Origin of the sequence: Ensifer adhaerens, from assembly GCF_000697965.2 — a bacterium.
Classification (GTDB): Bacteria; Pseudomonadota; Alphaproteobacteria; order Rhizobiales; family Rhizobiaceae; genus Ensifer; species Ensifer adhaerens.
The window spans coordinates 2,099,579-2,119,286 of the sequence record NZ_CP015880.1 but is presented as its reverse complement, the minus strand read 5'-3'; the positions used below and the strand labels follow the sequence as shown (position 1 = coordinate 2,119,286).

Below are 19,708 nucleotides of genomic sequence, written 5' to 3'. Positions count from 1 at the left end.
GGTTTCGGCCCGCGCACTGTTCCCGACCACAACTGGTGGGGCGCCAGTGACAGGAGCGTCTCGTCTCAAGCCGGCCTCACGTCCCACCTTTCGATCGCAAGGCCCGGCCAAAGGGCGCGCCACCGTTCCACTTTGCGCTCGTAGATGGCGCGGGTGATCTGGCTCTTGTTGGCGCGCACGATCGGTGCGAGCAGGTCCACAAGGCCGAAAGGGGCGCAGATCTCCAGTCCGCCCCGGGACGGGCGAAGTCCGACGGCGGTCGCAGTCGTCGGAAATGTCGCGATCGCCTCTTCCGCCGATAGATAGGGCCTGATCGGCGTGCCGAATTTTTCCTCGTACCAGAGGTGAACGCGTGCCTCGTTCTTGACGTCGATCCGCACGGGTAGATCCGCAAACAGGCCTTCGATCCGCTTCGCATGCGTGGCCTCCGCCTCTTGCGAGAGGTCGTCACCGTCGAAATAGACGATGTCGATATCGCCGATGCCGTGCGTCGGCGGCAGGGCGAACGCATGGTTCCAGACGGTCTGCGCTATCGCGCCGGCCGCCAGCCAGCCATCGGGCAGGGCAATCCGGACCCAGCGATCGAGGATCGGAGCCAAGAGCGGGCTCTTCAGGATGATAGTCTGCAGGTCCGTCATGGAATATGCATCGGCATGAAGCCTTGAAGCATGCGTTCCGCCGGCGCTCGCGCGGCTCCCGCGGAGATCCATAGAGGATCGCCAAAGCACTCGATCCGAGTGCCCGCAACGACGATGCCGTCGCCGTCGTTGCAGGCAAGGATCGGTCGCGGCGTCGACAGGCTGTAGCGCAAGAGAGCGGGCAGGTAGCTCTTGTCGTCGCTCAGGTGCGGGAAGAACTCGAAGGGCACGAGATCAAGCGCATCGCCGTCGGTGATTTCCTCCGGCTCCAGCCCGATGAAGAGCGCATCGGTCGCGATCGTCGGCGCCATGAGAATGGCGCCGGCGCTGACGCCGATGAGGATGCCGCCGGACTGTGCCCAGTCGCGAAGCGGCCCGAGCATGCCGCTTCGCTTCAGCCGTTCGAGAAAGCCGCCGGTGTGACCGCCTGCAAGGTGAATGGCGTCTGAGGCGAAGAGCGCTGCAATGTCGTCTGCCGAATGCGGTTCGTCGAGATCGAAGAACAGCGCGAGATCGAGACCCAGCCTGCCGTAATAGGCCTGCCCGGCAAGGAAGAAGCCGCGGTCCCGTTCCGGACCGGAGGCGACATAGGCGATGCGTTTTCCAGCGCCGCCTGCCGCCATCATCTCCACAAGCCTGAGGTCGATCGCCGAGCAGGCGGGCACGATCTGGTCGCTATAGAGGACGAGGTTGAGCATGTCTTTCCTGTCGTGACGAAGGGCCATAGCCCGGTTCGCTCGGGCTAGCCCGCGATCGCCTTCACCCGGCGGCCGTAACGCCAGATCCCGAGCCAGCTGAAATAGTTGACGAGAAGCGACAGGCAAAGCCAGAGCAGAGTGGTGAGGTCGTCACCGCCTTCGAACTGACCGGCAAATCGCACGACGCTGATCAGCGACAGGCCGCCGAGAAGGATGCCGAGCAGCCAGCTGTAGGGCCGCCAGAACCCGAACGGCGGGACCTGCAGATTAAAGGCGTAAGCGACGAGACCGATCGCCGTTGCCAGCGCCATGACCAGGCTGACGCCGCCGAGGATCTTGATCCCGTATGCCATCTCGTCCCAAAAGCTCAGGAGCAGCGTCGCGCCTATGACCAGGCCGAAAGCAAGGCTGAGCACGTAGAAAATTGCAAATGCCTTCCACATCGCGAATCATCCTGTATCTGCGTTGGTGGCAGCTTCGGCGGTGATGGGCGCCTTGTCTATCGTTCGGCGGGCGAGGTTGTCGCAAGGCCTTACGCCTCAAACGGCCTGCATGCCGCCCGCTCTCTCATTCTTTCACCGGAGTGCTTGGCGCGCTGACGTTCCGCTGTCAGCCGATGGCGGCCGGCTGCTGCTCTATGCGGCGGCCATAGCGCCAGACGCCGAGCCAGCCGAAATAGCTGAGAAGGAGCAGGAACAGCAAACCGAGGGAGGCCGACAGCAGGCCTTCGTCTCCGGGCTGGGGGCTGGAAATGAGCGTGACGAGATCCCAGGCATCGGCCATCAACGTGTAGAGACACCAGCAGGCGAGAACCCAGCTGAATGGCCGCCAGAATGACAAGGGCGGGACCCTCAGGCCGAAGGCATAGGCAAAGACGCCTATCATGGCAGCAAATTCCACGGCCAGGCCCGCATAGAACAGGGCTCGGTCGGCGGACGACAGCTGCACCGCGATTTCAGGGGGTAGCGTGACGAAAGCCGATGACAGCATGAAAATGAAAAGCAGCCCATAGAGAACTGCAAACGCCTTCCACATCGCGAATCATCCCCCAAGCATGCAGTGCCTGCCATCTTGGGTCGTGTCGCGACACTTGTCTATCGTCTGGCGGGCAGGAGCGTGGCTTTTGCCTAATCCGCGCTCAGCGCCACCGCCGGCTGCAGGCGCGAGGCGTTGCGGGCGGGCAGGAAGCCGAAGACGAGGCCGGTCAGGAAGGCGCAGGCAAAGGCGAGCGCCACCGGGCCGAGGGTGAAGGAAACGGGCATGCCGAACTGGCCGGCAAGCGCGCCGGTGCCAAGCCCGAGCGCCACACCGAGCGTGCCGCCGATCGCCGAGACGACCAGCGCCTCGATGATGAACTGCAGCAGGATATCGCGCTGGCGGGCGCCGGTCGCCATGCGCACGCCGATCTCTCGGGTGCGCTCGCTGACCGAGACGAGCATGATGTTCATGACCCCGATGCCGCCGACGAGCAGCGAGATCGCGGCCACCGAGGCGAGGAACAGCTTCAATGTGTTCGAGGTCTCGGTGAAGGCCTCGCGCACGGAGGACATGTTGGTGATCTGCGTGTCCTGGCGCTTGTGGCGCTGGTCGAGCAGCGCCTGGATCGTCTGCTGCGTGATGTCGATCGCCGAACCGTCCTTCACCTGAACGGTGATGGTTCGGATGTTGCGCTGGCCGAAGAGGCGGATGCTGCCGGTCGAAAGCGGCACCAGCACCACGTCGTCCTGGTCGTTGCCGAAGGAGGTGGCGCCCATTTCCGCCATCACGCCGATCACCTGGAAGGGGATCTTGTTGACCAGCACATACTGTCCGATCGGGTTGTCGCCGTCGGGGAAAAGCGTTTTCACGACCGTCTGGCCGAGTACGGCCACAGGTGCGTAGGTGTCCATGTCGTTCTGGTTGATGAACTCGCCCTTGGCCATCTTCCAGGATTTGGCGGTGGTAAACTGCGGTACGGTGCCGTTGGCGGTGGTCTGATAGTCGACATTGCCGCGGCGAAGCGTGACGGAACTGGTCATCTCCGGCACGGCGAAGGCGACATTCGGCACCTCCAGGATCGCGTCCGCGTCCGCGGGCACCAGCGTCACGTTGCTGCCGCCCGCGCTGCCGCGGAAATTCGCCATGCTCGGCCGCACCACCAGCAGGTCCGAGCCCATCGACGAGATGCGGCTCAGAACGGAATCCTGCGCTCCGGTGCCGATCGCCAGCATCGCGACGACCGAGCCGACGCCGATGACGATGCCGAGCAGGGTCAGGATGGTGCGGAACAGATTGGCCTTCAGCGCCCGGAACGCCATCTTGACGGCTTCGGTGACATCGGCGATCGCGGCCGAGCCTTCGCTGACATGGCGGGCGAGGGCGGCCGCCCCTTCGGCGTTGACGCGGGCCTTCTTGGCGCGGTCGGCGACGATGCGGCCGTCATGGATCTCGATCAGCCGGTCGGCCTGTTCGGCGACCTCGCGCGAATGGGTGATGACGATGACCGTATGGCCCTGATCGTTCATGTCGCGCAACAGCGCCATCACATCCGAGCCGCTCTGGCTGTCGAGCGCGCCGGTCGGCTCGTCGGCCAGGATCACCCGGCCGCCGTTCATCAGCGCGCGGGCGATGGAGACGCGTTGCTGCTGGCCACCCGACAGCTGGCCCGGCCGGTGGTCGAGGCGCTCGCCGAGCTTCAGCGCTTCAAGCAGCGCCTCGGCGCGGTCGTGCCGGTCGCGGGCGGACATGCCGGCGTAGACGGCCGGTACTTCGACATTTTCCTTGGCGCTTGCTGTCGGGATGAGGTTGTAGCTTTGGAAGACGAAGCCGAAGGTGCGGCGGCGAAGGGCCGCGAGCTCGTCACTGTCGAGGGTAGCGACGCTCTCGCCATCGATCAGGTAGTCGCCGCCGGTCGGCTGGTCGAGGCAGCCGAGTATGTTCATCAGCGTCGACTTGCCGGAACCCGACTGGCCGACGATCGCCACGAACTCGCCCGCCTCGATATCGAGCGACAGGCCGTGCAGAACCTCGACGGCGAGGTCGCCGTTGAAATAGGTCTTGCTGACGTGCCTGAGTGAGAGAAGCGGGGTCATGGCCACTATCGAGCTTGGATCAGAACATCGGCGGCATGCGCATGCCACGCTGGTTTCGGTTGTCGCGGGCGTTGCCGCTCCCTGTCGATCCGGTGCTGACGACCACCTTCTCGCCCTCCTGGAGGCCGCTTCTGATCTCGGCGCTGACGCGGTTGCGAATGCCGATTTCGACGTCGCGGGTTTCGAGCGCGCCGGAAGCCGTAACCACGGTCACCTGCGCCTTGCGGGGCCCGCTTCCGGTTCCGTTTCTCTGGCCGTCGCGTCGGCCGTTGCTCTCACCCGTTGCATCTCCCGTACCCTTGGCCGGATGGCTCAAGGCGCCGCTCGGCACGATCAATACGTCCTTGGCGGCGGCTTGCACGAAGAACACCTGGGCGCTCATCGACATCATCAGTTCGCCTTCGGGATTGGGCACGTCGAAGAGTGCGTAATAGAGCACGACGTTGTTGGCCGTGTCCGGCATCGGCTGGATCTGGCGAAGCTTGCCGGCAAAATGTTTGCCGGGCTGGCCGAGCAGGGTGAAATAGGCATCCATGCCGACCTTCAGCCGGGTGACGTCTGCTTCCGACACCTGCGCCTTGACGGTCATGGTCGAGAGGTCAGCGATGGTGACGATGGTCGGCGTCGTCTGGTTGGCATTCAGCGTCTGGCCGGCCTTGGCCGGGTTGGCGACGATGGTGCCCGAGATCGGCGCGTAGATCTTGGTGTAACCGAGATCGACCTTGTCGCCGGCAAGGGTCGCCTGCTGCTTGCGGATCTGCGCCTCGATGGCGTTGACGTCGGCCTCGGCGGCGGCGAGATCGGCAATCGCCTGGTCGAGCGTCGATTGCGCCACGCTCCGGGTTTCGACGAGATTGCGCTGGCGGTCGATATTGGCCTGCTTGAGGACGAGCTGCGCCCTCTTGGAAATGAGCTGGGCCTGAAGGTTGGCAAGCTCCGCCTGGTCGATCTCTATGCGGTTCTCGATGGTGGCCGGATCGATCTCGGCGACGAGCTGGTCTTGCGTGACCGTGTCGCCGATCGCCACATGCAGCGCCTTCAACTGGCCGGAGACCTGGGCGCCGGCATCGACGGAATTGACCGCGTCGAGCGTACCGACGGCGGTCACGCTGTTTTCGATGTCGCCGCGGGTCACCACCTCGGTCACCATTGCGGTCGAGGCCGGGTTCTCTCCATAGCGCGTCCAGCCGTAATAGCCGGCGCCGGCGACGGCGAGGATGACCGGCAGCCACAGCCAGGCTCGCGAGCGGCGCCTGCGCTTCACCGTCTTCACCGCACCGGGAATGAAGGTGACGTTGGGCGCCGCATCGTCTCGGGGCGTGGTGTCGGCTCGCGCCGTCTTGGCTGTCTTGTTCATCGCTTGCGCCTAACCGGCATCGCCGATGCCAAAATGGATAGGTTCAAAAATAGAAGCGAATGGACCCGGCGAAAAGCATTGAGATCATTATATTTTCGTAATCTTCGCCATCTGCATGGCAAGAGAAAGGCGCCCGCAGCTGCGGACGCCCGTTTTCGAAGGGAACGACGGGTCTCTCAGCTGCGTGCCGCAATCAGCGCGGCGACATTGACGACCGCGCCGTGGTGGTCGGCAAGGCCGGCAAGTTCGGCGTCATGCAGGGCACGGGCGGAGATGGTGCCGCTTGCCGATGGCAGGTCGCGTGTGGTGCAGGCATCGGATGCGATGGTGATGCCGTAGCCGAGATCCTTGGCCGCGCGGGCCGTCGACGACACGCAATTGTGGGTCATGAAGCCGGCGAAGATCACCGGCGTGCCGGCCGGCCCAATGATTTCGGCAAGGTTGGTGTCCGAAAAGCCGTTGGGCCGGATCTTCTCGACCACCGCTTCGCCGGCGATTGGCGTCAGCGCATCGACGATCGCGCCGCGGTGCGCCCCCCGGTCGAACATGCCGCCGGCGGCCCCCTTATGAGCGACGTGGATGATCTTCGCGCCGGCGGCGCGAGCGGCGACCAGCAACTGCCGCGCCTTTTCGATCGCCGCTTCCGGCTCGACCAGGCGCACGGGGCCGGCCAGATATTCGTTCTGGTAGTCGATCAGCACCAGCGTCGCTTCGCCAAGCGGCGGCGGGGCGAGCGTGACGCCGGCAAGTGTGAAAAGGGTTGCTGCGGGCGCGGAATCGGACATGGGAAGGCTCCTTGTTTGTGCGGACGGTGCAGGGTGTTTGGTGGAAGGCCGCCCTGGCCGGGCGGTGGTTTCGGGGCCGTAGCCCTGGCGTTGGTTCGTCGAAGCGGTCGGTCTATGGGCTTGATCTTAGCGGCTGCGTTGGCGCAGAGTGATCCGAATTTTTCGGAGGACTATCTGCATGAATGCAGGGGGATGGGCGGATCTCGAACTGCTCGATCATCTGGTGCGCGGTGCGACGCTCAGCCAGGCGGCGCGCTCGCTTGGTGTCGACCAGACCACGGTGTCGCGCCGGCTTGCGGCGCTGGAGCGGCGGGTGGGGGCGGCGCTCTTCGACCGCATCGACGGCCGGCTGACGCCGACGCCGGTGCTTTCCCCCGTCGTCGAGCGGCTTCGGACGATCTCGGAGGAGGCGTCGCTGTCGCTGGCGACGCTGCTGCGGCGCACGGCGGAACTGCAGGGCCAGGTACGGGTGACCAGCATCGGCTTCGTCTTGAGCGCCATCCTGGCGCCGGCGCTTGCCCGCCTCGAACAGCGCCATCCGGGCCTCACCCTCGATCTCGTTGCCGACAACCAGATGCTGAGCATCGAGCGGCGCGAGGCCGACATCGCCATCCGCATGGCCCGCACCGGCGAAGACAGTGTGCGGGTGAAGAGCCTCGGCACGCTGCGTTTCCGCCTGTTCCGGCCGAGGGGGCAGGGAGAAGGCCCATGCCCGGTCGTGCGCTACGGCCCGGCACTCGCCCATGTGCCGGAGATGCAGGCGCTTGACCGGCTCAGACCGGATGCCCGCGTGGCGCTGACGGCCGACAAGCTGGAGATCCTGATGGAGGCGGCCCTTTCGCTCGGCGCCGAACTGATGCTGCCGGAGGTTTCGGCCTCACGCGATCCGCGTTTCGAGGCGGTGGACGAACCGGGGGCGGCCGCCGAGCGCCCAGTCTATCTGATGATGCACCCGGAACGGGCGCGCGTGCCGAGCGTGGCGGCGGTCGCGGCTTTCATCGAAGAGGCGGTTCGGGGGTGGAAGTAGGTGTTGGTTGAGGCGTGGTGTTCGCGTGTCCAGAGGCATTGCCCCGCTCATCGGGTTTAACCCGAGGAATAACCCTCTCCCCGCGGGCGGGGATATAGGTGACGTGCCATGCTGCCGGCACCGCGAACGGGGTCCGCGATTAGCGGGAAATCGGGCGGGCCTTGTTGGGCGAGTGGGTGCCGTCAGGCGGAAGAGGGGGCCTTCTGAGCCACACCAACGTAGTGACGGCGCAGCCGATCATAACATTGCCAGCGGTCACCGAACGGACTATTGAAGGGCTCCAATCTCGAGGCTTGCCATGAACATGGTTCCGAAAATTGCAGAACGACGACGCTGAAGCTCTCAACGCTTTTGCGCTCCTTTTCATGCAATTTCAGGAAATGATCCATGTCCGTCAAATCGGCAGCACTCGCAGCCCTTGCTCGCGCCTATGAACTGAACGGCCTTAAAGCCGAACCCTCCATCGCCCGGTCGACACGGCCCGAGTTCGGCGATCTCCAATGCAACGACATGATGCGGCTGGCAAAATCCGCCGGCCGGAATCCGCGCGAACTTGCCGCTGAGGTTGCCGAGGCGGCACGCGGCGAAGAATTCGCGGAAGTGTCCGTCGCCGGTCCGGGTTTCATCAACGTCCGGCTGACGGATGCGGCGGTTGCCGCGGAGGCGACGGCGATGCTGGCCGATGGGTCGCTTGCCGCCGAGAAGGTGCAGCCGCTGCGCACCATCATCGATTTCGGCGGACCCAACGTCGCCAAGGCGTTGCATGTCGGGCACCTGCGTTCCTTCGTCATCGGCGAAAGCCTGCGGCGCATCCTGCTTGAGATCGGCCACGACGTGCTGTCCGATATCCATCTCGGCGACTGGGGCCTGCAGATGGGCAAGCTTCTGTTGGGTGCGGCCTTGGCCGCCGGATGGAAAGCCGGCGATCCCGCGCCCTTCATCGATCCCCGCGCATTCGATGCCATGACCGTCGATGAACTTGGCATTCTCTACAGGTCGGGCAATGCGGCCTGCGAGGACGAGACGTCGCTTGCGCAGGCGCGGATGCTGACCACGAGACTGCAGGACGGAGATCCACTCCTGACCGCGGCCTGGGGGCGCATGCGGGCCATTTCCCTTGTTGGGTGCGGCCTTGGCCGCCGGATGGAAAGCCGGCGATCCCGCGCCCTTCATCGATCCCCGCGCATTCGATGCCATGACCGTCGATGAACTTGGCATTCTCTACAGGTCGGGCAATGCGGCCTGCGAGGACGAGACGTCGCTTGCGCAGGCGCGGATGCTGACCACGAGACTGCAGGACGGAGATCCACTCCTGACCGCGGCCTGGGGGCGCATGCGGGCCATTTCCCTGGTCGCGATCTCGGCCACAGCAGAGGTGCTAGGGGCGCATTTCGACCTGTTCAAGGGGGAAAGCGATGCGCATGCCGAAGTCGCGCCCATGCTTGCCGACCTCGTTGCCCGCAAGCTCGCTCGGGAGAGCGACGGTGCTCTTGTCATGGATGTCGCCGGGGACGGACTTCCAGACAATGCGCCACCTCTGCTTCTTCAGAAGAGCGACGGCGCTGCGCTTTACGGCACGACGGATCTCGCGACGCTGCGCCAGCGGGTGCGCGATCTCGGTACAGAGCAGATCGTCTATTGCACCGACGACCGGCAGGCGCTGCATATTGCCAGCGTGTTTTCGGCGGCGCGGACGGCAGGTTATGCCGATGGCGTCGAACTGCGGCACGCGACCTTCGGCACCGTTCGTGGCAGCGACGGCAAGCCCTTCAAGACCCGCGACGGGTCGGCCGCATCGGTCGGCGACATGATCGATCTGGCGCTTGCCAAGTCGTCGGAAAAGGTGACTGACGGCGAGGCGGCCACGGCCGTCGGTCTCGGCGCCCTGAAGTTTACCGACCTCTCCACGCCGCGAAACACAGGTTATGTTTTTGACATCGACAGGATGACCTCCTTCGAGGGGCGGACGGGTCCGTATCTTCAATATGCCTACGCCCGGATCTCATCGATCCTGGACAAGGCCGAGGAGGCGGGCATGGTTCCAGCCGAGATGGTCTCGATCAGCCATCCGTCCGAGCGGGCCGTGCTGATGGAATGTCTCTGGTATCCGCATGCGCTTTCGCAGGCGGCGCATCAGCTCGAATCCTTCGAGATCGCCGACCGGGCCTACCAGGTGGCAGATGCGTTCAGCCGCTTCTACGCGGATTGCCCGGTGCTGAAGGCAGATGATCCGTCGGGTCGGCTTGCCACATGCAGGCTCGTCGCACAGGTCATCGGGAAATGTCTGGAGCTTCTTGGAATGGAGCCGGTGCGGCGCATGTAACGTTCGGTTGGCCGACCTCGGTGATCAGGCCGCCGAAAACTCTTTCACCAAGGCGTCGAGCGTCCCGGGCGCCGCGACATCGATACACCGGATGTCGGCGGTTCCGGCAGCCTCCAGCATCTCTCTGTTTTCGCGGATCGAGCGCTCGATGAACTTGTCGATGATCGCGGCCTTCGTCCCGTCAGCATCTGCGCGCCGAGATTCTTCCAGCATACGCCGGCGCAGGAAAGCGTCATCCGCGTAGAGAAACAGGGGGAGGATGTCCTCTTGTTCGAATTGAGCCATATACTCCGGCCGGAGCGCGGCACCTTCAAGCACGAAGGGTTGAGCGTGTTTTAGGCGGCTTTCGATGATCTGGCGGATGCGCGGCCACATGTTTTCGTGGTGCACCTTCAGGAACCAATGGATGGTCTCGTCGGTCAGGCTTGCATAGTACTCGGCGACCTGAGGACGGACCGACGGCCAGGGCCTGCCGGGATGGCGGCCCAGATCGTCCGTCGAGATCAGCTCCCGCCCGAGCGAACTTGCGAGAGCCCTGGCGAGTGTCGACTTCCCGACATGCGAGCTTCCTCCAATCAGGATCCCGAGGGCCGGCTGCTGCATGCGTTGGACTCCATTCCATCGATCGCGTGATCGACCGCGCCACGATCAAACACCTACGTCTGACGAGGGCAGGTCGACCTCCATTCCGTCGGTTCGCACCCTATGGCGCGGCTTCTGCGCCGTCACCGTCGAAATTTCGCCCCTTTGCAAGAATCGTCTTGACGCTCTGGAGAGGCTTCACTAGAACACTGCGAACCGTACCGTACGGTACTGATCGAGGGCGAGGCAGCGTGCAGATGACTGTGGCGATGAGAGAGGCGAATGCCGGGGAGGGGCTGACGGAACGTCAGGGCGCCGTTCTCGAGCAGGCATTGCGACTTCTCGTCGACGGCGGCGAAAAGGCGCTGACGACGGCCGGCATCGCGCGTGCTGCCAATTGCTCCAAGGAAAGCCTCTACAAGTGGTTCGGCGATCGCGACGGGCTGATTTCGGCGATGATCGGCTTCCAGGCGAGCAAGGTGCGCACGCAGGACGTTGCCGCCCGCGCGCTCGATGCCGAGAGCCTGCAGCGGCATCTGATCGTTTTTGCCAAGGATCTGCTTGAGGTTCTCGCCGGTGACGTGTCGCTGGCGCTCAACCGTCTGGCGATCGGCCAGGCGAGCCGCGACGGCTCCAAGCTCGGCCACATGCTGCAGGAACGCGGGCGTCGGCAGATCGGCCGCCGGGCCGCAGCGCTGCTCGAAGCCGGCCGCAAGGCGGGCCTCTTGACGTTCGACGATGCCGACGAGGCCTATGGCGCGCTTTATGGGCTGATCGTCTCCGACTGGCATCTGAAGATGCTGCTCGGCGAAGAGGCCGGCGAGATGAGACAAAGTTTTGGCCGCAAGGCGGAGCAGGCGGTATCCGCCTTCCTTTCGCTTTACGGCACGAAAAGGTAACGGCCCGCAGCGCCGCGCTTCGAAAGAAGCGTAAGGTCGCTGCGGCAAAGAAAAGTCACAGCGCCGCGCTTCGAAAGAAGCGCAAAGGTCGCTGCGACACCAGGAATTGCTGCAGGGCCCGGAGCTCCCGGGTAATGCAGCGGAAGCAACTGACAAACAACGGGAAGGACCACAACAATGCGCGTCTATTACGATCGTGATGCCGATATCAACCTGATCAAGTCGAAGAAGGTCGCCATCGTCGGCTACGGCAGCCAGGGCCGCGCCCATGCGCTGAACCTCAAGGATTCCGGCGCCAAGGAAATCCGCATCGCTCTGAAGCCGGGTTCGGCAACGGCTGCCAAGGTCGAGGCCGACGGTCTCCAGGTTCTCTCGGTAGCAGAAGCCGCCAAGTGGGCCGACCTCATCATGATGGCGACCCCGGACGAACTCCAGGCCGAAATCTACAAGGCCGAAATCGCCGGCAACATCCGTGACGGCGCTGCGATCGCTTTCGCCCACGGCCTCAACGTTCACTTCGGCCTGATCGAGCCGAAGGCTTCGCTCGACGTCGTCATGATCGCGCCGAAGGGCCCGGGCCACACGGTTCGCGGCGAATACCAGAAGGGCGGCGGCGTTCCCTGCCTCGTTGCCGTTCACCAGGACGCTTCGGGCAACGCCCTTGACCTCGCTCTCTCCTACGCCTGCGGCGTCGGCGGCGGCCGTTCGGGCATCATCGAGACCAACTTCAAGGAAGAGTGCGAAACCGACCTCTTCGGCGAACAGGTCGTTCTGTGCGGCGGTCTCGTCGAGCTCATCCGCGCCGGCTTCGAAACGCTGGTCGAAGGCGGCTACGCCCCGGAAATGGCCTATTTCGAGTGCCTGCACGAAGTAAAGCTGATCGTCGACCTGATCTATGAAGGCGGCATCGCCAACATGAACTACTCGATCTCGAACACGGCCGAGTGGGGCGAATACGTCACGGGTCCGCGCATCATCACCGAAGAAACCAAGGCCGAGATGAAGCGCGTCCTCAAGGACATCCAGACCGGCAAGTTCACCTCCGAGTGGATGCAGGAATACAAGTCGGGTGCGGCTCGCTTCAAGGGCATCCGCCGCGTCAACGACAGCCACCAGATCGAAGAAGTCGGCGCCAAGCTCCGCGGCATGATGCCCTGGATCGGCAAGAACAAGCTGGTCGACAAGGCGAAGAACTAAGCCTTATCGAACGGTTGAATGAGAAAAGCCGGGGCGCATGCTCCGGCTTTTTTCGTTTGGCATACATCTCCCGGATAGCTTCACGCTTTTCCTGGAATTGGGTCAGACTAATCCCAGAGAAGCCGAAAGACGCCCAGAAAGACCCTTCCGAACAGCTCAAGACAGATTTCGGGGAACAGGGCGGCAAAGGCCGCGCCAGCGGTGAAACCAACCAGACCGAAGCCGATTGCGCCGTCCAAGCCGTAACCCTGCCAGCCGTAAAGGGTGCCGAAAGTGGTCGCCGTGCCGACGATCGTCATCCACCAGAGAACCCGGAGGGTGGTCGTCGCATGGCGAATGAACGTATCAAGCATCTGCCTTCCCTGCCGCGAGCCGGAACACGCTGTGGTTACGTACCGGACATAAGTTCGCGCAGAGGTGATTTCCAGATCAACCTGATATCAATGGCCGGGAGCTCGGGCGCTTGGTTCAAAACTCCTGCCAGGCCTGCAGCCGCTCGACTGTGGTCGTCGCGCCGCCGCAGACGATCATCAGGATGCGCTCGAAGCGCGCCAGCCGGTCGGCGTGGGCGTAGGCGACGGCGAGGGCGGCGCCGCAGGCGGGCTCGACCAGCACGCGGTGGTCGTCGAGGAAGCGGATGCAGGCTTGCGCGGCGTCCGTGTCGCTGACGACGACGCTCTCGACTGGGCGCGTCTGGCTCAGCTCGAAGGCGCGCTCGCTGACCTTGCGGGCGGCGAGCGACGTTGCGATGCCGCTGACGGAGGGGAGTTCCGTCAGCGAGCCCGCGTCCATCGAGGCGGCCAGCGAAGCGGTGCCTTCGGTCTCGACGGCAAGGATCGGCACGTGGCCAAGCCCGTTGCGCGCGAGCCCCTCGGCAACGCCGGCAAACAGTCCGCCGCCGCCGACTGACAGCACCACGGCATCGAAGGCGAGGCCGGATCGCGCGACCTCGTCGATCATCGTCGCGTGACCGGTCCACAGCAGCGGGTCGTCGAAGGGATGGATGAAGGCGGTGTCGGCATCGAGGGAGGCGAGGGCGGCTGCATTCGCCTCATCCCAGGCGGTGCCGTGCACGATGACGTCGGCGCCCTGCTGGCGGATCAGGCCCTTCGCGCGCTCGGTCGTCGTTTCGGGAACGAAGACGAATACAGGGATCGAAAGCATGCGCCCGGCATAGGCGACCGCCATGCCGGCATTGCCGCCGGAGGAGGAGACGAAGCGCCGCTTGCCGGCGCGCGCGTGGTGCTCGCAGGCAGCGCCGACGCCGCGGATCTTGAACGAACCCGGTGGCTGCAGCGCGTCCATCTTCAGAAAGATTGAGCGGCCCGAGGCAAGACCCAGCGGCAGGGATTCGATCAGCGGAGTTTCGAGGTGAAGTGGCATGAGATGTTCCGTTGCGGGCGCGATGCCGATGGGTGCCCCGGTGTGACGGAGCTCAGGGAGAATCGTGAGGCAATTTGCCCCCGATCGCCACGTCGGCGCAATATGGGGAAGCACTCCGTCGCGGATGGCTGCGTGTCATCTCACGGAACATCATGGATTTGCGGCGGCCGTCACCACAAGAGGCCGCTTAGCGTCACGAACGCGACGAAGAGCAGGGACAGGACGAGTGACGCCTTGATTGCCGCCAGGGTATAGTCGTATCGGCGAAGTCTGTGTGTCAGCGTGTGGAACATGGGTTCGTCCAATCGTGAGTAAGCGGCGGCTCGTCGCCGTTCGTTCGAGCGAAATGCGGTGCCCGCAATTCGGCAGTGACGACAATTGCTACCCAGCCCGCGAAATTGGCCAGACGGCGGCTCGCCTTGGCGCGAACGCGCGCATGCGCTGCTGTCGATAAAGGAGGATATGGCGGCTCGAGAGCCCCTCACACCGCGATAAGCCAAGTCGGCCCGTGTCGATCGTCAAACCATGCGCCTCAAAAGTGTCCGGCACAAGGAAGATCCCCTTGGCGGCACCCTTTTGCGTTCCAGCACACAAGCCTCATCCCGATTTGGGGCCTTTACGAGCAAACGAGGCCAGGTCCCGGGGCGGCATGGCCTCCGGCCAGGGGAGGCGTCGGGCGCCGGTGTAGCGGGTAACGGCGCTGCGCCTTTGCGGCGCGCCGCCATCGTTCTCCCACTGTTCGAGATTTGCGGTTTCAATCTGACGCGGAGTGCGCTGCCCGCTCCGGCCCTGAAGCTCGCAAAGCAGGGCATCGGCGGTGATAACGCCCGCCTGGAACCTGCCGATCAGAAAGACGGCGGCAAGACGGAGGCTTTCCTGGTCATCAAGGTCGACATGCTGGTGAAAGCCCGCGCGCCGCAGCACGCCGTCGAGCATGGCAAGGTCCGAGGGAATCAGTGGATGCTGCTCTGCGGATGACATAGGCCCCTCCTGTTGATGGGAACTGTCGTTTGCGTGGCGCATGCGTGCGAGCGCCCAAGGCGCGCTTCCAGGAACTCTACCCCCGGAGCGTCTTTCCGTCTCGGGTGGACCGTGCTGGGATGACCTCAGGGTTGACGCCCGTTGCCGGCGGCCAGGAGGGTGTGTGTTTTTCTGTGTCAGTCAGGACCGGCGCGATTTCCGGGCCGGCTTGCTTGCGGACACCTCCGCGGCCGGTTCGGCGGCGGCGCGCTCAAGGCGTTGCGCCTTGAGCTTTTCGGTCTTCTTGTCGCGGGCGATCTTTTCAGCCGCAACGATGGCTCTCGCCGTATGATCGGTTGCGGCCGCCTTGTCGCTCGCGGAGGTCTTGGCCGGCTTGAATGCTGCGTTAGCGTTGGGCGTCATGACCTGTCTCCTGAAACGGGCGGGTGCTGCCGACCCAGAGGGGTCAGCGCGTGCGCGCCGCCTTCTTGGGGCTGGGCAGCAGGCCTTCGCGCTGCAGCTTCTTGCGCGCCAGCTTGCGCTGGCGTCGGACGGCTTCCGCCTTTTCCCGCACGCGCTTTTCCGACGGCTTTTCATAGCTGCTGCGGGCCTTGAACTCGCGGAAAAGCCCTTCGCGCTGCATCTTCTTCTTCAGAATGCGCAAAGCCTGGTCGATGTTGTTGTCTCTAACGAGTACCTGCAAAACATGTTCTCCTGTTGTCGATTGCAGCGCGGGCGAGGCGCATGCGCCTATCTGCCGCGCTTGGCGCTCAGTTTCTTGAGCCAGGGGCCGGTAGCTTCCGCCTGAGCGGGGTCCGGTGTGGCGGTCTCGGCGTGTTCGATGTCGGTCGCAAGGACCGAGCGTTCAAATGTCTCACCGTCGACCCGTACGCGAAAGCGGGGCTCGCCGCGATCTTCCGTGGGCAAAAGGCCGACGATGACGCCGAAGGGGCTGACCAAGGCCGACTGTGTGGCGGATGCCCTCAGTTTGACCCTGTCGCCGATCTCGCAGGCCGTGCGGCTCATGACGAGCTCCATATCGGAAGTGAAGGGGCCAAAGATGCAAAAAGGCCGGGTTGTTCCCCGACCTCTTCCCGTCATTCAAGCCTTTCCTGCCAGTACATCCGTGGTCAGAGAAGGGCGAATGACAAATTATTCGGCGCGCAGATTGTCGGCCGAGCTCTTGCCCGACTTGCGGTCGGCGACGACGTCGAAGGTCACCTTCTGACCGTCGGCGAGCGAGCGCAGACCAGCGCGTTCTACTGCGGAGATATGGACAAACACGTCGGTGCTGCCGTCATCCGGTTGAATAAAGCCGAAGCCCTTGGTGCTGTTGAACCACTTTACAGTGCCCGAAGCCATGACGATTTCCTTTCAATCGTGGAGTTTGCCAGAAAATATTTCTCTGGCGGTGATCGATATTTGAGAGGAGATCTGGCCGCGCATAAGCGCTGTGTCAAAGGTCACAAGCAATATTCGATGAGTTGATATATAGACGATACTTTTTGAAACTCAATGAAAATATTAAATTATCTATTTTCCCGTCCTTGTATAAGCCTTGTCAAAGGCCTGAAAATGCGGGTTTTCGTGCCGCTATTTTTCTTTCTATTGAACGCTCGGTCCCTGCCAATGGAGACTGAATATGGCGCATGGGTCAGCCGACAGCGCGACCGCTTTGGAGGCGGTGCATTTGTGTGATTGCTGTCGGGAGAAGTCTGGCTTGGCCTTCCGCATCGCGCCCGACAGCGCCGGGCGTCTTGTCAGAAGGGCGAAGGTCGCTGCAGAACTTTGAAATCCTGCATGCTTTTGTCCTTTAATCGGCTACGGGGTAAAGCAAACACGCCGGCCAGCGGTGGCAGGGGAGGTCAGGCGGCGGTACGCGTATCTGTCGCGCACCGCCCCCGCTTTTCAGGTGAAGGTCTGCGGCGAGACCTGCAGTGCGGCGGCGATGCGCTGCAGCTTGGCGGGATCGGTATCGGCGCCGAGCTCGATCTTGGATATTTCAATTTCCGTCAGGCCTGTCGTGACCGACAGATCGTCAACCGAATAACCGGCGGTTTCACGCGAACGCTTGATGGCGGCTCCGATTTTGACGCGGGACAGAGATGCGCCTGGAGCCTTGGTTAGGTCTTTCTTAAAGGACATGAAGTGTCTCCTTCGTTGGTCCACCGGCAAAGAACGCTGCCGGTTGAAGGGGGCCCAAAACTGAAATGCGACTCAAGGCAGATGAGTGCGAACCTAGGGCGTCGCTAATATAAGCGAGAAGTCCGCAGGCGCAAGTTTGCGCCCGAATCTTTGTAAAAATCATATTTATATCAATATCTTACCCTGTGATTATCGGGTGCTGGACGGTCCTTTTCCAGGCGATCTGGGGTACCGCGGCTGCTCGCCAATCGCCGTCCCAAGGACTGCGAAAACGGCGCCGAAACTCACGCCAGGCGCGCCTCGATCAGGAACGGTCCGCGCCGCGACAGCGCTGCGGAAAAGAGCGCGGCGAAGGCCTCGCAGGAAGTGGCAACGGCAGCTTCGACGCCAAGGCCGCGGGCAAGCGACACCCAGTCGAGCGCGGGGTTGTCGAGGTTCAGCATCTGCCGCGCATTGGTGCCGATCTCCCCGACGCCGACATTGCGCATCTCGGCATGCAGGATGGCATAGGTGCGGTTGGAGAAGATGACGGTGACGATGTCGAGGTTTTCGCGCGCCTGGGTCCACAAGCCTTGAATGTTGTACATTGCGCTGCCGTCGGCCTGCAGGCAGATCACTTTCCGATCGGGGCAGGCGATGGCCGCGCCGGTCGCAAGCGGGATACCGTCGCCGATCGCGCCGCCGGTTTGCATGATGAGGTCGTGCGGTGCGGAGAAGGCGGACAGGGCAAAGAAGCGCCGCGCCGAGGTGACCCCTTCGTCGCAGACGATTGCGTCCTCCGGCACCTTGTGCGCGACGATGACGGCGATCGCGTCTTCGGTGAGCGGGCCCGAGGGCTCGCCGGTGTCGGTGGGGGTGCCTGCCGTTGGCAGCGGCCCGGTCGGGCTGACGCCGAGTTCGTCACCAAGCGCCTCCAGTGTCGCCTTCAGGTCTTCGCCATGGCGGGCAAGGGTTGCGACCGTGCAGCCCTCCGGCACCAGCCGGCCCGGCATGCCGGGATAGGCGAAGAAGGCGACCGGCTCGGGCGCGCCGACAAGGATGAGAACGCGGACGTCCTTGAGCGTGGCGAGCGCCATGTCGATCGGGTAGGGGATGCGCGCCGGCGCGACCCGTCCGCGGCCGCGCTGGGTGTGGGCGACCAGAACCTCGTTGAAAAGCTGGATGCCGCACGCAGCCGCGATCCGCCCGGCGACGGCCAGGCCATCGGCCTGCGCCGCAGCGCCGCTGACGACCATGGCGATCCCTTGAGGATTCGAACGTATCAGGCGGGCTACCTCGCGCACCGTCTCGGCGCTGGCCGGCCGCGGCGCTTCGATGGGCGCCTTTTGTGGCGCGGTGGCAAGGGCAAGCGTTCCCCAGGCGGCGTCGGCGGGCAGGATCATGGTGGCGACACCCGGCGGCGTCAGCGCGGCCTGAACGGCGGCGGCAACGGTGGGACCGACATCAGCCGGATCCTTCACGCGCCGGACCCAGTTCGACATCGGCGCGGCCAAGCTCTCGATGTCGGTCGTCAGCGGTGCGTCGAGCGGGAGGTGATGGGAGGCGTGGTCGCCAACGATGTTGACGACAGCCGCCCGGGCGCGGCGGGCGTTGTGCAGGTTGGCAAGGCCGTTGGAAAGGCCAGGGCCGGTGTGCAGAAGGGTCGCTGCCGGGCGCCCGGTCATGCGCGCATAGCCATCGGCGGCGCCGGTCACGAGGCCTTCGCTGAGGCCGAGGATGCAGCGCAGTTCCGGCTTGCGGTCGAGTGCCGCGACGAAGTGCATTTCCGAGGTGCCGGGATTGGCGAAGCAGACGTCGACGCCGTTTGCAAGCAGCGTATCGACAAGCACATCCGCGCCGGTGGTGCGAATTCCCTGGCCGCCTTCTCCCATGCGCGTATCCCTCGATGGCCCTCAAGGGCATGATAGCGGCAACTTGCGCCGGTGCAACCGGGGCATGGCGAGCCACCCGGCGCAGCACCAGTCGGCCAGCGCCAATCGGCTGGCGCTGCGCCGGCTCAACGGACGGGCATCAGGTCCGCTGCCAGGCGAGGTGGGCGCCAAGCCCGATCAGCACTGTGCCGCCGGCGCGCTGCATCAGGCGCTGCGCCCTGCCGGAGCGGCGCATCCGTGAGACGACGGCGCCGGCGAGGAACACGCAGACGATATCGGCCGAGGAGAACATCAGATTGGCGAGGGCGCCGAGCAGCAGGAACTGCACCCAGATCGGGAAGGCGGCAGACGCATCGGTGAACTGCGGCAGGAAGGCGACGAAGAAGATCGCGGTCTTCGGGTTCAGTACTTCGACAGTGATGCTCTCGAAGAAGGCGCGGCGTGCCGATTTCGCCTCGGTCAGGGGCAGGCTGCCGTCGCCCGTCGCCTTGGTACGCATCAGCGTGAAGCCGAGCCAGACGAGATAGGCGGCCCCTGCAAGCTTCACTGCCAGATACAGCGTCGGCACCGCATGGAACAGCATCGAAAGGCCGGCAGCCGCGGCAATGACGTGCACGTAACAGCCGAGATGAATGCCAAGCGAGGCCATCATTCCGGCAGAGCGGCCGCGGGCCACGGTTTGCGCGGCGGCGTAGAGCATGGCCGGGCCCGGGATATAGGCGAAGATCGCCGTGGTGACGAAGAAGGTGAGGAGAATGTCGAGCGATGGCAT

At 64.1% G+C, this 19,708-nt stretch carries 23 protein-coding genes; 5 read left to right on the top strand and 18 right to left on the bottom strand.

Annotation, left to right across the window (positions count from 1 at the left end; all coding sequences use genetic code 11):
* Positions 1–65: 65 nt before the first annotated feature.
* The 7 genes from FA04_RS10235 to FA04_RS10205 all read right to left on the bottom strand — a co-directional run bounded on the left by FA04_RS10235 (position 66) and on the right by FA04_RS10205 (position 6,549).
* Positions 66–638, bottom strand: a complete 573-nt coding sequence (locus FA04_RS10235) for a nucleotidyltransferase family protein (RefSeq protein ID WP_034792856.1) — start codon at positions 636–638, stop codon at positions 66–68.
* Positions 635–1,336 (bottom strand): Type 1 glutamine amidotransferase-like domain-containing protein, encoded by a 702-nt coding sequence (locus tag FA04_RS10230; RefSeq protein ID WP_034792859.1) that lies wholly within the window; start codon positions 1,334–1,336, stop codon positions 635–637. Before FA04_RS10230 ends, FA04_RS10235 begins: the two co-directional genes overlap by 4 nt.
* A 44-nt stretch (positions 1,337–1,380) precedes the next feature.
* Positions 1,381–1,779 carry a hypothetical protein gene (locus FA04_RS10225; RefSeq protein ID WP_034792862.1) on the bottom strand — a complete coding sequence of 133 codons (399 nt, stop codon included), beginning with the start codon at positions 1,777–1,779 and terminating at the stop codon, positions 1,381–1,383.
* 166 nt (positions 1,780–1,945) lie between these two features.
* Complete coding sequence (locus FA04_RS10220) at positions 1,946–2,371, bottom strand: hypothetical protein (RefSeq protein WP_034792865.1); 426 nt, start codon at positions 2,369–2,371, stop codon at positions 1,946–1,948.
* Between the two features lie 92 nt (positions 2,372–2,463).
* Positions 2,464–4,407 carry a MacB family efflux pump subunit gene (locus tag FA04_RS10215; protein WP_034792868.1) on the bottom strand — a complete coding sequence of 648 codons (1,944 nt, stop codon included), beginning with the start codon at positions 4,405–4,407 and terminating at the stop codon, positions 2,464–2,466.
* 19 nt (positions 4,408–4,426) lie between these two features.
* A complete protein-coding gene (locus FA04_RS10210; protein ID WP_034792871.1) occupies positions 4,427–5,764 on the bottom strand; it encodes an efflux RND transporter periplasmic adaptor subunit in 1,338 nt (445 codons plus the stop codon).
* A 176-nt stretch (positions 5,765–5,940) separates the two neighbouring features.
* Positions 5,941–6,549 (bottom strand): cysteine hydrolase family protein, encoded by a 609-nt coding sequence (locus FA04_RS10205; RefSeq protein WP_034792874.1) that lies wholly within the window; start codon positions 6,547–6,549, stop codon positions 5,941–5,943.
* 178 nt (positions 6,550–6,727) lie between these two features.
* Here FA04_RS10205 and FA04_RS10200 point away from each other — a divergent pair, with 178 nt between their 5' ends.
* The 3 genes from FA04_RS10200 (at position 6,728) to argS (FA04_RS10190) (ending at position 9,899) form a co-directional block, all read left to right on the top strand.
* Positions 6,728–7,576 carry a LysR family transcriptional regulator gene (locus tag FA04_RS10200; protein WP_034792878.1) on the top strand — a complete coding sequence of 283 codons (849 nt, stop codon included), beginning with the start codon at positions 6,728–6,730 and terminating at the stop codon, positions 7,574–7,576.
* 387 nt (positions 7,577–7,963) lie between these two features.
* Positions 7,964–8,785 carry an arginine--tRNA ligase domain-containing protein gene (gene argS / locus FA04_RS10195; protein WP_051659260.1) on the top strand — a complete coding sequence of 274 codons (822 nt, stop codon included), beginning with the start codon at positions 7,964–7,966 and terminating at the stop codon, positions 8,783–8,785.
* Entirely contained in the window at positions 8,772–9,899 is a 1,128-nt protein-coding gene (gene argS / locus FA04_RS10190) for an arginine--tRNA ligase domain-containing protein (protein ID WP_034793664.1), read from the top strand. Before argS (FA04_RS10195) ends, argS (FA04_RS10190) begins: the two co-directional genes overlap by 14 nt.
* A 24-nt stretch (positions 9,900–9,923) precedes the next feature.
* Here argS (FA04_RS10190) and FA04_RS10185 read toward each other — a convergent pair whose 3' ends face one another.
* A complete protein-coding gene (locus FA04_RS10185; protein WP_034792881.1) occupies positions 9,924–10,502 on the bottom strand; it encodes an AAA family ATPase in 579 nt (192 codons plus the stop codon).
* A 230-nt stretch (positions 10,503–10,732) separates the two neighbouring features.
* Between FA04_RS10185 and FA04_RS10180 the strand changes: the two genes are divergently transcribed.
* Entirely contained in the window at positions 10,733–11,380 is a 648-nt protein-coding gene (locus FA04_RS10180; RefSeq protein ID WP_034792897.1) for a TetR/AcrR family transcriptional regulator C-terminal domain-containing protein, read from the top strand.
* A gap of 177 nt (positions 11,381–11,557) precedes the next feature.
* A complete protein-coding gene (ilvC, locus tag FA04_RS10175; RefSeq protein WP_034792899.1) occupies positions 11,558–12,577 on the top strand; it encodes a ketol-acid reductoisomerase in 1,020 nt (339 codons plus the stop codon).
* A 107-nt stretch (positions 12,578–12,684) separates the two neighbouring features.
* On the opposite strand, the gene FA04_RS10170 is transcribed toward ilvC, so the two are convergent.
* The 10 genes from FA04_RS10170 to FA04_RS10125 all read right to left on the bottom strand — a co-directional run bounded on the left by FA04_RS10170 (position 12,685) and on the right by FA04_RS10125 (position 19,708).
* Positions 12,685–12,930 carry a hypothetical protein gene (locus tag FA04_RS10170; RefSeq protein ID WP_034792901.1) on the bottom strand — a complete coding sequence of 82 codons (246 nt, stop codon included), beginning with the start codon at positions 12,928–12,930 and terminating at the stop codon, positions 12,685–12,687.
* A gap of 115 nt (positions 12,931–13,045) precedes the next feature.
* Positions 13,046–13,960, bottom strand: coding sequence for a pyridoxal-phosphate dependent enzyme (locus FA04_RS10165; protein ID WP_034792908.1), 915 nt, complete (start codon positions 13,958–13,960; stop codon positions 13,046–13,048).
* Between the two features lie 597 nt (positions 13,961–14,557).
* Complete coding sequence (locus FA04_RS35115; protein WP_060516030.1) at positions 14,558–14,941, bottom strand: hypothetical protein; 384 nt, start codon at positions 14,939–14,941, stop codon at positions 14,558–14,560.
* A gap of 180 nt (positions 14,942–15,121) precedes the next feature.
* Positions 15,122–15,343, bottom strand: coding sequence for a hypothetical protein (locus FA04_RS10155; RefSeq protein ID WP_034792918.1), 222 nt, complete (start codon positions 15,341–15,343; stop codon positions 15,122–15,124).
* Between the two features lie 43 nt (positions 15,344–15,386).
* The gene (rpsU, locus tag FA04_RS10150; protein WP_034792958.1) at positions 15,387–15,623 is read right to left on the bottom strand and encodes a 30S ribosomal protein S21; all 237 of its coding nucleotides are present in this window, start codon (positions 15,621–15,623) and stop codon (positions 15,387–15,389) included.
* 47 nt (positions 15,624–15,670) lie between these two features.
* Positions 15,671–15,946, bottom strand: a complete 276-nt coding sequence (locus FA04_RS10145; protein ID WP_034792960.1) for a hypothetical protein — start codon at positions 15,944–15,946, stop codon at positions 15,671–15,673.
* Between the two features lie 126 nt (positions 15,947–16,072).
* Positions 16,073–16,282: a cold-shock protein gene (locus FA04_RS10140; RefSeq protein ID WP_034792962.1), complete on the bottom strand. Its 210-nt coding sequence runs from the start codon at positions 16,280–16,282 to the stop codon at positions 16,073–16,075.
* A 546-nt stretch (positions 16,283–16,828) separates the two neighbouring features.
* The gene (locus FA04_RS10135; protein WP_034792964.1) at positions 16,829–17,065 is read right to left on the bottom strand and encodes a helix-turn-helix domain-containing protein; all 237 of its coding nucleotides are present in this window, start codon (positions 17,063–17,065) and stop codon (positions 16,829–16,831) included.
* Positions 17,066–17,349: 284 nt separating this feature from the next.
* Positions 17,350–18,936: an acetolactate synthase large subunit gene (locus FA04_RS10130; RefSeq protein ID WP_034792967.1), complete on the bottom strand. Its 1,587-nt coding sequence runs from the start codon at positions 18,934–18,936 to the stop codon at positions 17,350–17,352.
* A 139-nt stretch (positions 18,937–19,075) separates the two neighbouring features.
* On the bottom strand, positions 19,076–19,708 hold the full coding sequence (locus FA04_RS10125) for a LysE family translocator (protein ID WP_034792969.1): 633 nt from the start codon (positions 19,706–19,708) through the stop codon (positions 19,076–19,078).